Origin of the sequence: Rudaea sp., from assembly GCF_036560865.1 — a bacterium.
Classification (GTDB): Bacteria; Pseudomonadota; Gammaproteobacteria; order Xanthomonadales; family Rhodanobacteraceae; genus Rudaea.
This window is the reverse complement of record NZ_DATBQK010000116.1, coordinates 1-12,401: the sequence shown is the minus strand read 5'-3', so window position 1 is coordinate 12,401 and position 12,401 is coordinate 1. Positions and strand designations below refer to the sequence as shown.

Here is a 12,401-nt window from a genome sequence, read left to right as displayed (position 1 = left end):
CGGCGCTGTCGTCGGTGCTGCGGTGGGCGGAGCCGCAGCCGGCGGCGCGGCGGCTTGTGCGTTTGGCGCTGGCGGCGGTGCCGCCTTCTGCGCTTGTTCGATGCGTACCTTGAGCGACAGCAGCTTGCCGTTCTGCGGGCGTACTTGCAGGCCCTGGTTGACCACGGTCAGTGCGTTGTCGAGGTTACCGGCCGTGATCGCCGCTTCGCCCTGCGCGCCCGCCTGCAATGCGATGCGATCGAGCATTCTCTCGGCCTTGCTGTTGCCGGGATCCTTCTGCAGCACCTTCTGCAGATAGTCGAGCGCGCTGCCATCGGTGCCGGCGCTCGCCTGCACCGACTGATTCGCCTCGATGCGTTGCTGCGCGCGGTCGAGCCAGAGCGAAACCAGTTCGCGCTCGTCCTGGGTCAGCGTGCTGCGTCCGCCCCAGATCATCCATCCTCCGCCGATCAACAGCGCGAGCGCGACGACGACACCGATCGCGACCACCAACAGCGAACGCTTGCGCGCAACCGGCGCGGCAGCGGGCGCACCCGCAGCGGCGGGTGCGGAGCGCAGCGCGGGCGCAGGCGGCGGTGGGCGCGGCGGCGTGCCGGGCACGCTGGTGGAAAATCCGAGCGCGCGCAATTGCTCAGACGAAGGCTGATTCGGATCAACCTGCAGACGCATCAGCAGGGTATCGCTGTGGATCAGGCGCGATTTCAGGTCGTCGCAGAATTCGTGCAGATTCGGATAGCGGTCGTCGCGGTTTTTCGCCAGCATGCGCGCGATCACGTCCTCGAACGCGTGGAACTCGGCGGGTAGCGGCGGCAGTGGTTGCGACAGATGCGCCATGAGTACGCCGATCGACGTATCCGCGCGGAACGGCGGCGTACCGGTGAGCAATTCCTGAAAAAGTATACCCAGACTATACTGGTCGGCGCGGCCATCGACCTGCTGGCCGTTGATCTGCTCGGGGCTCATATAGGTCGGCGTACCAACCAGCATGCCGGTCTGGGTCAGGCGCATCGCCGAGCCATCCTGATAACGCGCGATGCCGAAATCGGTCAGCACCGGCGTGCCGGTATCGCGGAACATGATGTTGGCTGGCTTCAGATCGCGATGCACGACGCTATGGCTGTGCGCGAATTCGAGCGCATTGGCGATCTGCACGATCACCGACACCGCCTCCGACAGCGACAGGCCCTTGCGCATGCGGTCAGTGAGCACGCCGCCACCGAGATACTCCATCGCGATGTAGGCGATCTTGTCGTTGCTGACGATGTCGTAGACCGCAACGATGTTGCGGTGCGGCAGCTTCGCCATCATCCGCCCTTCGAGCAGGAAACGGCGTTCGATCTGGCTCGAGTCGATGCCCGGATCGAACGAGCGGCGCATAACCTTGAGCGCGACTTTGCGGTCGAGCGAGCGCTGCAGCGCGAGATGCACCGTGGACATGCCGCCCGACCCCAGTGGGCGGAGTATCTCGTAGCCGGGAATCTGGATGGAGTCCGTCGCCATAAACCTATTTCCCAAAATCGCACACCCCCGTCCCCCGAGCGGAGAAATGTGGCCTGGATCATAACATTGCCACCCCGCCCCACGTCATTGCATGGGCAGGTAGAGCACCACCGAAAGGCCGCCGCCCTCGCGATTGGCGAGCCCGATGCGGCCGCCGTGCGCCTCGATGATTTCACGCGCCAGCGCCAGCCCCAGGCCGGTGCCGCTGCGTTTGGTCGAATAGAACGGCAGCAGCGCATTGGCGAGCACGGTTTCGTTCATGCCGCTGCCGCGGTCGCGCACTTCCACGCGCACCTCGTTGGCACGCGGAGCGAGCGCCAGTTCGACCGCGTCGGCCGCACCGCCTGACTCATGTGCGTTCTTCAACAGATTGATCAGCACCTGTTCGATTTGCACGCGATCGAAACGCCCGGGCTGGGTGGGCACGACGCCGACCAGACGAAACGGATATTGCTGCGCCAGCCCAGCGAGAAACTCCGCCCACGCCACGCCGTCGATGCGCGGCTGCGGCAGCCTGGCGAATTCGGCATAGCCGGCGATGAAAGCATGCAGATGGCGCGCGCGCTCCTCGATCGTGTCGAACACCGGCGCCAGCCGCTCCGGTTCGCCCTTGCGCGCCAGCTCGCGGCCGGAATGCGCGAGCGAGGAAATCGGTGCCAGCGAATTGTTCAATTCGTGGCTGATCACGCGGATGACTTTTTTCCAGGTCAGCACCTCCTGGCGCGACAGCTCGCGCGTGAGCCGCTTGATCAGATACATGCGATGGTTGCGGCCGTGCAGGCGAAAACTTTTCTGCGCGAGATGGAAGGTCTCGGTTTCGCCGTCGAGGTCGACGCTGAACAGACCGTCCTGGTTGGCGATCAAGGCGGCGCTCAGGGGTGCGGGGCACTCGTTGGCGAGCCTGGCGAACGCCAGTCCATTCATCGCGCGCCCATCGTTGAGCAGGCTGCGCGCGGCGAGATTCGCGTAGACGACGAATTCCGCCGGGTCGATCAGCAGCAGCGCGGTCGGCGAATTCTGCACCATCGTGTCGAGCAGCAATTCGCGCTGCAGCAGATTCTGCCGTTGTTCGCGCAGCACGTTGCCCAGTTCGTTGTGCGCGCCGATCAACTCGCCGAATTCATCGCGCCGCGTTTGCGCCAGCGAGGTGCTGAAATCGCCGTCGCGATAACTGGCGACGCCACCCGACAGCGCGCGCAAGAGACTCTGCAGCGGTTGCATCGTCGCGCGCGCGAGCATCAGCACCGGCAAGGCGAGCAACACGATCGTCGCAGCCGCTGCATACCACGCCGATGGCAACCAGAGCGCGAACAATGCGGTCGACGCACAGGCGATGATCAAGGTCGCGCCGAGCAGCCCGGCCAATTTGCCTTCGAGGGAGAAGAAGCGCATCGATGAAGGCTAACGCAGAAGTCGGGAGGCGGAAATGGAGTATGGAAAGTCGGGCAAAAGTAAATTTTGCTCGTCATTCCGGCGGCTTTCAACCGCGAAGCTGGTCAAAGCAAGATCGGCCGATCCGGCAGTTCGTTGGCGACATGCGTTCCGTCGGTGGGGAAATGCTGCGCGAGGATATCGCTCACGGCGGTGACACCGTCGATCGCACCGGCCAGGAAGTCGCCGGCGAGAAAACGCTCGCGCAGGCGTGTGCAGATCGAGACCCAATCCGATTCCGGCACGCGCGCGGCGATGCCGCGGTCGGCGAGGATCTCGATCGCACGATCGGCGACGAGTACGTAGATCAGCACGCCGGAATTGTGTTGCGTATCCCACACGCGCAGATGCGCGAACACCTCGTGCGCGCGCTGGCGCGCACTGCGTTTGCGCAGGACGTCGCCGAGCGGCAGCACGCCTTCGATGGCGAAGCAGACCTGACCCTGATGGCGCGCCTCGCCTGCGGCGATCGCCTTCTGGATCGCGTCGAGCGCTGCGGGCGGAAACATCCGGCGTGCCACATGGCTCGACACTGCATGTTTGAAGAAGCGGGCGATCGTCATCTCACCAGCCCCCCGACGCGCCGCCGCCACCGAACGATCCGCCGCCGCCGCTGAAGCCGCCGCCACCGCCGAATCCACCGCCGCCAAAACCGCCACCGCCGAGGCCGCCGCCGAATCCGCCCCAGCCGCCGCGATTGGCGAAGCCGCCCCCGCTGCCGCCGAGCAGGCCGAAGATCAAGCCGAGTACGCCGAGGCCGATCGCCAGCGGGATCGCGCCGCCCGACAGCAGCCAGGCTGCGCCACCGCCGACGATGCCGACGAGTCCGCTGCGCGGCGGCGCGGACAGGCGGCCGAACAAGCCACGTGCCCAGAGGATCGCGAAGAAGGCGAAAAGCGCAGCATTGAAAACATCGCCGCCGCCGTGGCGGCGCGGACTGCGCTCATCAGTCAGCGGCGGTGGCAGCGGTTCGCCGTCGATCAGTTTGGTCAGCGCATCGGTCGCATCGTGGATGCCGCCGTTGAAATCGCCCGCGCGGAATTTCGGCGTGACATATTCGCGGATGATGCGCGCGCAGGCGACATCGGGAATCGCGCCCTCAAGGCCGCGGCCGACTTCGATGCGCACGCGATGGTCGTCCTTGGCGACGATCAGGATCACGCCGTCGTCGGTGCCCTTGCGCCCGAGCTTCCACGCATCGCCGACGCGGATGCCGTACTGCGCGATATCCTCGGGTTGCGTGGTCGGCACGATCAGCACGCCGACCTGCGAACCCTTGCGCTGTTCGAGCGCAGTCAGGTCGGACTCGAGCGCCTGCTGCTGCTGCGCATTGAGCGTGCCGGTCAGATCGGTGACGTGCGCGCGCAGCGGCGGGATTGCCTGCGGATCGCCTTGCGCCGCCCCGAGCGTGGCGGCGGCAAACACCAACCCGATGCCGGCACAGCAGGCCAGCCATCGACGCGGAACGCGCACGGCGTTCAAGCGCGGGTCAATGCGCGGGCTGTGCGGGCGGTTGCGCGGCCGGTGCGGCGGGCTTGTTGAAATCCACGGTCGGCGCGGTCGAAATCGCCTTCTCGTTCTCCACCGTAAAATTGGCCTTGGTCTTGTAACCGAATATCATCGCGGTGAGGTTCTGCGGGAAGCTGCGCACGAAGGTGTTGTAATCCTGAATCGCGGCGATATAGCGGTTGCGCGCCACGGCGATGCGGTTTTCGGTGCCTTCGAGTTGCGCCTGCAGGTTCTGGAACAGCGCGTCGGCTTTCAACTGCGGATAGTTTTCCGACACCACCATCAGACGCGACAACGCGCTCGACAATTCGCCCTGCGCGGCCTGGAACTGCTTCACCTTCGCTTCGTTGGTGAGATCGTCGGTGGTCAGGTTGATCTTGCCCACCGACGCGCGCGCTTCGGTCACCTTGGTGAACACTTCTTCTTCGTGTGCGGCATAGCCCTTGACCGTGTTGACCAGATTCGGCACGAGATCCGCGCGGCGCTGATATTGATTCACGACCTCGGACCAAGCCGCCTTGACGCCTTCATCCTTCGACTGGATCGGGTTGTAGCCGCAGCCGGCGAGAACGAGAGACGCCAGCAGCAGAAGTGGAATTCGACGAATTTGCATGGCCCGACCCTGCCCTCGTGATTGGTTGACCCGAATCCGCATGATACATGCGCGGCGTCCCGGCCGGAATGCCCGCGGCTACTGCTCGGGCCCGGTCGAATCCGGATCCGTCTTCGGCCGATCTTCCGCGCGGCGTTTGAAACGTCGCGTGCGCTCGCGCTTGGCCCACAGATTGAGCGCCTCGACCACCGCCGAGAAACCCATGCCGAAATAGACGTAGGCGCGCGGGAAGTGAACATCGACGCTCTCGGCGATCAACATCCCGCCGATCAGCACGATGAACGCAAGCGCGAGCATGCGGATCGTCGGGTTACGGTCGATGAACTCTCCGACCGGATCGGAGGCGAACAGCATCACCGCCACGGCAAGCACGATCGCGGCGACCATCACCGGAATATTGCGCACCATGCCGACCGCGGTGATCACCGAATCCATCGAGAACACGATGTCGATGACCGCGATCTGTACGATCACCCAGACGAAAGTCGAGGCGGTGGCGTTTGCCGCGATTTCCATTCCCTCGCTGGTGATCGCGTCGAAGATTTCCATCAATCCCTTGACCACGAGGAACAGTCCGCCGCCGCCGATAATCAGGTCGCGCACCGAGATCAATCTGCCGTAGAGGGTGAACAGAGCCATGTGACGATCGTCCATGCGCGCGAACATGGCGAGGGTCACCAGCAGCATGATGCGCGTCAGGCAGGCGAACATGAGCCCGAGCTTGCGCGCGCGCGAACGTTGCTCGGGCGGCAAGCGGCTCACAGCGATCGAGATGAACACCAGATTGTCGACGCCGAGAACGATCTCGAGCGTGCTCAGCGTGAGCAGGGCGATCAGCAGTTCAGGGTGAGGCATAACCGTCCATCCATCTACAGAAACGCACAGTCCATATCAAAGGCCGTGTTGCCAAAGTATCACTCCCCAGCAAAACATCATATTGAGCATGAGCAGAAACACCGCAGCGGAGCCCATGTCCTTGGCGCGGCCGGCGAGTTCGTGAAATTCCGGACTCGCCTTGTCGACCACCGCCTCGACCGCCGAGTTGAGCAGCTCGGCCGACAATACCAGCAGCAGGCTGCCGCAGAGCAGTGCCTTTTCCACGCCGCCGTGGCCGAGCCAGAGGCCGAGTGGAAACAAGATAACGCACAAGTATACTTCGAGGCGGAACGAGGCCTCGAAGCGCCAACTCGCGCGCAGCCCGTTGAGCGACCAGATCAGCGCCTTGTAGATCTGCTTCGGGCCGCGTGGCTCGGTGCTTGGCATTCGTCTCCCCTTCCCCTGCCAGGTTAATCAGGCTGCGTTTGCTGCGCGCATGCCCCAGGCGACATCCAGTTCCCTCGCCGCCTTCACGTCGTCGAGGCGGCGTACCGGCATCGTGATCGGTGCATCCTTCATCGCCTGCGGATTCGCCGCGGCAAGCTTGATCAGGTCGCCCATCACCTCGACAAATTCATCCAGGGTTTCCTTCGACTCGGTTTCGGTCGGCTCGATCAGCAGGCACTCGGGAATCAGTAGCGGAAAGTAATTCGTCGGCGCGTGGATGCCGCGATCGAGCAGACTCTTGGAAAAATCCAGCGCGGTGATGCCGTTTTCCTTTTTCTGTTTGGCCACGGTGACGATGAATTCGTGGCTCGCGCGGCGCTTCGGGTAAGCCAGATCGAAGCCCTTTGCGGCCAGGCGCCTGGCCAGGTAATTCGCATTCAACGTGGCGTACTCGGCCACGCGCGGCATACCCTCGCGGCCGAGCAGGCGCGCATAGATGTAGGCGCGCAGCAGCACGCCCGCGTTGCCGGCGAAGCTGGTCAGGCGGCCGATCGACAGCGGACGGTCTTTCTTGCGGATCCAGCGGTACCACACCTTACTCTGTGCCGCCCCCTCTCCCCTGCCCTCTCCCACGAGGGGAGAGGGGGCATCGGAGTCCGCTGCGCGGACGATTTTTTCTATCATCGGAATCGGCAGAAATGGCCGCAGACGTTCGGACACGCCGACCGCACCCGCGCCGGGTCCGCCGCCGCCGTGTGGCGTCGAGAAGGTCTTGTGCAGGTTCATGTGAATCGCGTCGAAGCCCATGTCGCCCGGGCGCACCTTGCCAAGGATCGCATTGAGGTTGGCGCCATCGTAGTAAAGCAGCCCGCCGGCCTCGTGTACCAATCTGGAAATTTCCACAATGCGGCGTTCGAACACGCCGATCGTCGACGGATTGGTCAGCATGATGCCGGCGGTCTTCGGACCGAGCACCTTCTTCAGCGCCTCGACATCGATATCGCCGTCGGCCTGCGTCGGTATTTCGCGCACGGTGCAACCGCACATCGTCGCAGTCGCCGGATTGGTGCCGTGCGCCGCGTCGGGAACGATGATTTCGGTGCGTTGGAGATCGCCGCGATGCTTGTGGTAGGCCATGATCATGGCCACGCCGGCAAACTCGCCCTGCGCGCCGGCCATCGGCGCGAGCGAGACGCCGCCCTTCATGCCGGTCACGTCGGCGAGAATTTCCTGCAGGTCGTGCATGCAGGCGAGGAACCCCTGCGACAGCGATTCGGGCGCATACGGATGCCGCGCCAGGAAACCGTCGAGCATCGCCAGCGAATTGCAGGCGCGCGGGTTGTACTTCATCGTGCACGAACCGAGCGGATAGAATTGCGTGTCGATCGAGAAATTCTTGCGCGACAGATTGGTGTAGTGGCGCACCGCCTGCAGTTCGGAAACCTCGGGTAGGCCGATCGGCGTCTTGCGGCGGAATTGTTCAGGCAGATCGTCGGGTGTGGCGACTGCGGCCGGAATTTGCGCCGCCGCGGTGCGGCCGGGTTGCGACAATTCGAAAATCAGCATGGCTTCGCGCAGCGAGAATTAACGAGGGTGACGTATGATGCCACGAGCGAGGGCTGAGGGCCTAGGGCTGAGAGCCGGAGAGCACGGCATTCCAGCCTTGGTACTTCAGCCCTCGGCCCTCAGCCCTCAGCCCTGAACCCATGTCCGAACTGATTCGCGTCATCCTGCTCGGCATCATCGAAGGCATCACCGAATTCCTGCCGATTTCCTCGACCGGTCACCTGCTGGTCGCCGAACACTGGCTCGGCGTACGCAGCGACACATTCAACGTGGTGATTCAGGCGGGGGCGATTCTTGCCGTCGCCCTGATTTATCGACAGCGCCTGTGGCAGCTCGCGGTCGACTCGCGCAACCCGGCAAATCGCGATTACGCGCTGAAATTGCTGGTCGCGTTCCTGATCACTGCGGTGCTTGGCTTTGTTGTGACCCGGCTGGGATTCAAATTGCCCGAGAGAATCACGCCGATCGCATGGGCATTTGTCGTCGGCGGTATATGGATGCTCGTGGCCGAACACTTCGCGGCGAAGCTGCCGGACAGTACGCGCATCACCTGGCCGGTCGCGATTCTGGTCGGCCTCGCGCAAATCGTCGCGGCGATTTTTCCGGGTACTTCGCGTTCGGCAGCGACGATTTTCGTCGCCATGCTGGCCGGCACCAGCAATCGTCCGGCGGCAACGGAATTCGCGTTTCTTGTCGGCATCCCGACCATGTTCGCAGCCAGCGGCTATGAACTGCTCAAGGCGCTGAAGGCCGGCGGCGGACACGAGGACTGGAGCGCGCTGGCGATCGCCTTTGTCGTCTCCACGGTCACTGCGTTTGTCGCGGTGAAATGGCTGCTCGGCTTTATTCGCACCCATCGCTTCACGCCATTCGCGCTGTACCGCATCGTGCTCGGCATTGCGCTGTTGCTGCTGATGTCCGCGGGCGCGTAGCCGTTTCTTCCCTTCTCCACTGGGAGAAGGTGCCGAAGGCGGATGAGGGAATGGTTTCGCGGTATTGCGGTGTGGCGGCAATTCGCGATGCTTCTCCCTCATCCCCCAAGGGGACTTCCTTTGGGGCGTCCGGCGCGGTGCGCCACCTTCTCCCGATGGGGGAAGGAAAGCTATTCGCCTTCGTGCCGCACAAACACGCGGCGGGTCTCCTGCACCGGGCCGTCCGCGGTCTGTTGCACGCGCAGTCGCAGGGTGAGTTTCTTGCCGTCCGGCGACAGCTGGTAGTGCTCTTCGAAGCTGCCACCGCCGTCGGGGTGAGTTTCGATGACGAGCTCCGGCGCCGCCCGGGTCAGTCACACCGTGCCGCCGTATTGTGGCCCGTAGTTGTGCTTGCCGTCGTAGCGGTAGGCCATGCGCCGGCCGTTGGCCTCGATATCGAATACGTCGTCGGACGGACGAATGATCAGCGCATGTGCGTGTTCGCGCGGCATGACGGAGGTGCTCGCCGTTGCGCTCGCGCTGGAATCGTCGCGGCTCGAAGCGTGGTTGCCATGCCCACCGCGACCGCCGCCCATGCCGTGACCGCCCATGCCGCCGCCGTGACCACCGTGCGAATACGCAGAGTTGTCGTCGGACGATTTCGCCGCCGGCGCCGCGGCGGCGGCTTGATCGCCGGTTACCCAGTCGCCGCTGAAATCCGGCGGCAAACCGGCAGCATGATTCAAGCCCGGCGCGAGGAACAGACAACACAGGGCAAGGAGTGCGGCACGCATGGCGAATCCCGGTAGAACCTCGCAGAATTATAGGCAGCCACGCTGAACCGCAAGCGCAACCGGCGCGAACGATCGGGTAACCAAATGTAAGCGAATGCAAAGTCGCACACGCTACCGGCGACACTGCAAATGCGCGGATGTATAGTCGCGCGCATGAACGATGCCAAGATTCTGCTGGTCGACGACGACGAAGAGCTTTGCCAGCTACTCAGCGATTTTCTGGTGCGCGACGGCTTCGGCGTCGACATCGCCAATGACGGTGCGACGGCGTTGCAGCGCGCCGCCAGCGAGAACTACGACGCGTTGATTCTCGACGTCATGCTGCCGCAGCGCTCGGGCATCGAAGTGCTGCGCGAGCTGCGCCGCGATTCGCAACTGCCGGTGCTCATGCTGACCGCACTCGGTGAGGACATCGACCGCATTCTCGGTCTCGAACTCGGCGCCGACGACTACGTGCCCAAACCCTGCAATCCGCGCGAAATCGCCGCGCGTCTGCGCGCGATTCTGCGGCGCACGCGCGGCGAGAGCGAAAGCGCGCGCCTGGCCGATCTCGTCGTCGGCCCGGTCGCCCTGAACGCCGCCTCGCGCAGCGTCGCCCTGCGCGGCGAACCGGTATCGCTGACCGGCACGGAGTTCAACATCCTCGCCATGCTCATGCGCGACGCCGGCCACGTGGTGAGCAAGGAGACCATCGCCCTGGATGTGCTCGGCCGCCCGCTGCGCTCGTTCGACCGCAGCATCGATGTGCACATCTCCAAACTGCGGCGCAAGCTCGGTGTCGCCATCGACGGCGAATCGCTGATTCACACGATCCAGCGCGGAGGTTATCTGTTCCGCGTCGTCCACGAGGCCTGACGATGCGGCGGCTGTTCTGGCGCATCTTCGCCCTGTTCTGGGCTGCGAATCTGGTGCTCATCGTCGCCATCGCCTGGAGCACCTCGTACACGTTCGAGAACGAAAAAATTCCGGGACTCGGGATCACCCGACTCGAATCCGTGCTCAACGAGCAATTGCGCGGCGCCGGACACGCGCTGCGCGACAACGGCGTCGATGGCCTGCGCAGCGTGGTCCAGGGCGCCGAGCAGCGCGGTATCCGCATGTACCTGCTCGATGCCAACCACAGCGACCTGCTCGCGCGTCCGGTGCCAAACGGCGTGATGGACTCGATCAACCATGCAGTCGAGGATGCGCAGGGACTGCACGCCAGCCGCACACGCATCCGCGTGCTCAACTTGCCGAATGGGGAAAAGTATACCGGGGTGGCGGAGTACGAATACCCGCCGTTGCTGCGCATGCTCTACCGGCGCCCGAACCTGTTCTGGAAGCAGGTCGCGATCGCCAGCGTGATCAGCGCGTTTTTCAGCCTGCTGCTGGCCGCCTATATCGCCACGCCGCTGTCGCGCATCCGCGCGAACGCGCGCCGCGTCGCGCGCGGCGATCTGGATGCGCGCATCGGCACGCTGACATTCGGACGCAGCGCGGAAATGCTCGCGCTGGCCAGCGAATTCGATCAGATGGCCGCGCGCCTAAAGGAACTGGTCGAGGGTCAGCGCCGCCTGATCCGCGACGTCTCGCACGAAATGCGTTCGCCGCTCGCGCGCCTGCAGGTTGCGCTCGAGCTGGCGCGCGCGCAGACGCATGGCGATGCCAAGGTGCAGATCGAGCGCATCGAGCTCGAATCGCACCGCCTCGAGGAAATGATCGCGCAGGCGATCCAGCTGTCGCGCATGGAGATGACCACACCGTCGACGGTGGAAAGCGTCGCGCTGGACGAATTGATCGCCGACATCGCCGCCGACGCCGCATTCGAGGCGCAGGCGCAACGTTGCTCGCTGCATATCGCGCAGAGTGCGCCGCTGCTCGTGCGCGCCGAATCCGACCTGCTGGCGAGCGCGATCGAAAACGTCGTGCGCAACGCGGTCAATTACACCACGCCCGACTCCACGATCCGCATCCGCCTGGACCGCGTCGAGCAACAGGCGCGCCTGCGCGTGATCGATGCCGGCCCGGGCGTGTCGGCCGCGGATTGCGCGCGCATCTTCGAACCGTATTTCCGTACCGATTCCGCACGCCAGCGCAAGAGCGGCGGCAGCGGTCTGGGACTGGCCATCGCCAAGCGCGCGGTCGAGCGCCAGGGCGGCCGCATCCGCGCAGTCAATGCCGACGGCGGCGGCCTCGAAGTGGAGATTCTGCTGCCGCTGGCGTGATTCCTGGCGCGATTCACGGCCACTGTCCCGCTAGTGTGACGCAGCGATTGACGCGGGACCCGGAACTGGCGCTATGCTGCGTCCGACACCGCTGCAAAATCGTTTCCATCCTGCCGTGAAGCCCGCGTTACAACTACGCCTGCATCAAACCCTCGCCCTGACGCCGCAACTGCAGCAGGCGATCAAGCTGTTGCAACTGTCCAGCATCGAGCTCGAGATCGAGCTGCGCAACGTGCTCGAATCCAATCCTCTGCTCGAACTGACCGAGACCGACAGTCAGGAAGACGCGTTCGAAGCTGACGAATACGACGCCACCGCCGAAGCGCCATCGGAAACGACCGAGCCGGTGCAAACCACGGAGTCTTCGGCTGCCGACGAGACCAAGGAAACCGACGACTTCGAGCTGGCCGGCGACTTCGAGGACGACGGCAGCGACTACGGCAGCCCGAAACCCTTCGGCGACGATGACCGCGAAACACAGGACCCCGAGCAGGAGGACCTGCGCGACCATCTGCTCTGGCAGCTCAACCTGACGCCGCTGTCCGCGCGCGACCGCGCGATCGGCACCGCGATCATCGAGGCGATCGACGACGACGGCTATCTGCAC

General features: G+C 64.3%; 13 protein-coding genes. 4 read left to right on the top strand and 9 right to left on the bottom strand.

Annotated elements, in window-relative coordinates; genetic code table 11:
* The 8 genes from VIE67_RS11955 to gcvPB form a co-directional block, all read right to left on the bottom strand.
* A partial coding sequence (locus tag VIE67_RS11955; RefSeq protein ID WP_332026499.1) for a serine/threonine-protein kinase occupies positions 1-1,500 on the bottom strand: 1,500 nt, incomplete at its 3' end.
* 84 nt (positions 1,501-1,584) lie between these two features.
* Complete coding sequence (locus VIE67_RS11950; RefSeq protein ID WP_332026497.1) at positions 1,585-2,892, bottom strand: sensor histidine kinase; 1,308 nt, start codon at positions 2,890-2,892, stop codon at positions 1,585-1,587.
* A gap of 104 nt (positions 2,893-2,996) precedes the next feature.
* Positions 2,997-3,494 carry a TPM domain-containing protein gene (locus VIE67_RS11945; RefSeq protein WP_332026495.1) on the bottom strand — a complete coding sequence of 166 codons (498 nt, stop codon included), beginning with the start codon at positions 3,492-3,494 and terminating at the stop codon, positions 2,997-2,999.
* A 1-nt stretch (position 3,495) separates the two neighbouring features.
* Positions 3,496-4,413 carry a TPM domain-containing protein gene (locus tag VIE67_RS11940; RefSeq protein WP_414707361.1) on the bottom strand — a complete coding sequence of 306 codons (918 nt, stop codon included), beginning with the start codon at positions 4,411-4,413 and terminating at the stop codon, positions 3,496-3,498.
* Positions 4,414-4,420: 7 nt separating this feature from the next.
* Entirely contained in the window at positions 4,421-5,053 is a 633-nt protein-coding gene (locus VIE67_RS11935) for a LemA family protein (protein WP_332026493.1), read from the bottom strand.
* A gap of 78 nt (positions 5,054-5,131) precedes the next feature.
* A complete protein-coding gene (locus VIE67_RS11930; RefSeq protein ID WP_332026491.1) occupies positions 5,132-5,908 on the bottom strand; it encodes a TerC family protein in 777 nt (258 codons plus the stop codon).
* Positions 5,909-5,944: 36 nt separating this feature from the next.
* Positions 5,945-6,316 carry a diacylglycerol kinase gene (locus VIE67_RS11925; protein ID WP_332026489.1) on the bottom strand — a complete coding sequence of 124 codons (372 nt, stop codon included), beginning with the start codon at positions 6,314-6,316 and terminating at the stop codon, positions 5,945-5,947.
* Between the two features lie 27 nt (positions 6,317-6,343).
* On the bottom strand, positions 6,344-7,882 hold the full coding sequence (gene gcvPB, locus VIE67_RS11920; protein ID WP_332026487.1) for an aminomethyl-transferring glycine dehydrogenase subunit GcvPB: 1,539 nt from the start codon (positions 7,880-7,882) through the stop codon (positions 6,344-6,346).
* A 140-nt stretch (positions 7,883-8,022) separates the two neighbouring features.
* On the opposite strand from gcvPB, the gene VIE67_RS11915 reads away from it, so the two are divergent.
* A complete protein-coding gene (locus VIE67_RS11915) occupies positions 8,023-8,814 on the top strand; it encodes an undecaprenyl-diphosphate phosphatase (RefSeq protein WP_332026485.1) in 792 nt (263 codons plus the stop codon).
* A 353-nt stretch (positions 8,815-9,167) separates the two neighbouring features.
* On the opposite strand, the gene VIE67_RS11910 is transcribed toward VIE67_RS11915, so the two are convergent.
* Positions 9,168-9,587, bottom strand: a complete 420-nt coding sequence (locus VIE67_RS11910) for a hypothetical protein (protein WP_332026483.1) — start codon at positions 9,585-9,587, stop codon at positions 9,168-9,170.
* A 153-nt stretch (positions 9,588-9,740) separates the two neighbouring features.
* Here VIE67_RS11910 and VIE67_RS11905 point away from each other — a divergent pair, with 153 nt between their 5' ends.
* From VIE67_RS11905 to VIE67_RS11895, 3 genes are all read left to right on the top strand, one after another.
* Positions 9,741-10,442 carry a response regulator gene (locus VIE67_RS11905; protein WP_332026481.1) on the top strand — a complete coding sequence of 234 codons (702 nt, stop codon included), beginning with the start codon at positions 9,741-9,743 and terminating at the stop codon, positions 10,440-10,442.
* A 2-nt stretch (positions 10,443-10,444) separates the two neighbouring features.
* Positions 10,445-11,794 carry an ATP-binding protein gene (locus VIE67_RS11900; protein ID WP_332026479.1) on the top strand — a complete coding sequence of 450 codons (1,350 nt, stop codon included), beginning with the start codon at positions 10,445-10,447 and terminating at the stop codon, positions 11,792-11,794.
* Between the two features lie 73 nt (positions 11,795-11,867).
* Positions 11,868-12,401: RNA polymerase factor sigma-54 (locus VIE67_RS11895; RefSeq protein ID WP_524539305.1), on the top strand; the 534-nt coding region annotated here is incomplete at its 3' end.

What these genes read in the sequence shown, in the direction of transcription:
- VIE67_RS11950 (WP_332026497.1), bottom strand. Translation starts at nt 2,892, where the DNA reads ATGCGCTTCTTCTCCCTCGAAGGCAAATTGGCCGGGCTGCTCGGCGCG.
- VIE67_RS11945 (WP_332026495.1), bottom strand. Translation starts at nt 3,494, where the DNA reads ATGACGATCGCCCGCTTCTTCAAACATGCAGTGTCGAGCCATGTGGCA.
- VIE67_RS11935 (WP_332026493.1), bottom strand. Translation starts at nt 5,053, where the DNA reads ATGCAAATTCGTCGAATTCCACTTCTGCTGCTGGCGTCTCTCGTTCTC.
- VIE67_RS11930 (WP_332026491.1), bottom strand. Translation starts at nt 5,908, where the DNA reads ATGCCTCACCCTGAACTGCTGATCGCCCTGCTCACGCTGAGCACGCTC.
- VIE67_RS11925 (WP_332026489.1), bottom strand. Translation starts at nt 6,316, where the DNA reads ATGCCAAGCACCGAGCCACGCGGCCCGAAGCAGATCTACAAGGCGCTG.
- gcvPB (WP_332026487.1), bottom strand. Translation starts at nt 7,882, where the DNA reads ATGCTGATTTTCGAATTGTCGCAACCCGGCCGCACCGCGGCGGCGCAA.
- VIE67_RS11915 (WP_332026485.1), top strand. Translation starts at nt 8,023, where the DNA reads ATGTCCGAACTGATTCGCGTCATCCTGCTCGGCATCATCGAAGGCATC.
- VIE67_RS11910 (WP_332026483.1), bottom strand. Translation starts at nt 9,587, where the DNA reads ATGCGTGCCGCACTCCTTGCCCTGTGTTGTCTGTTCCTCGCGCCGGGC.
- VIE67_RS11905 (WP_332026481.1), top strand. Translation starts at nt 9,741, where the DNA reads ATGAACGATGCCAAGATTCTGCTGGTCGACGACGACGAAGAGCTTTGC.
- VIE67_RS11900 (WP_332026479.1), top strand. Translation starts at nt 10,445, where the DNA reads ATGCGGCGGCTGTTCTGGCGCATCTTCGCCCTGTTCTGGGCTGCGAAT.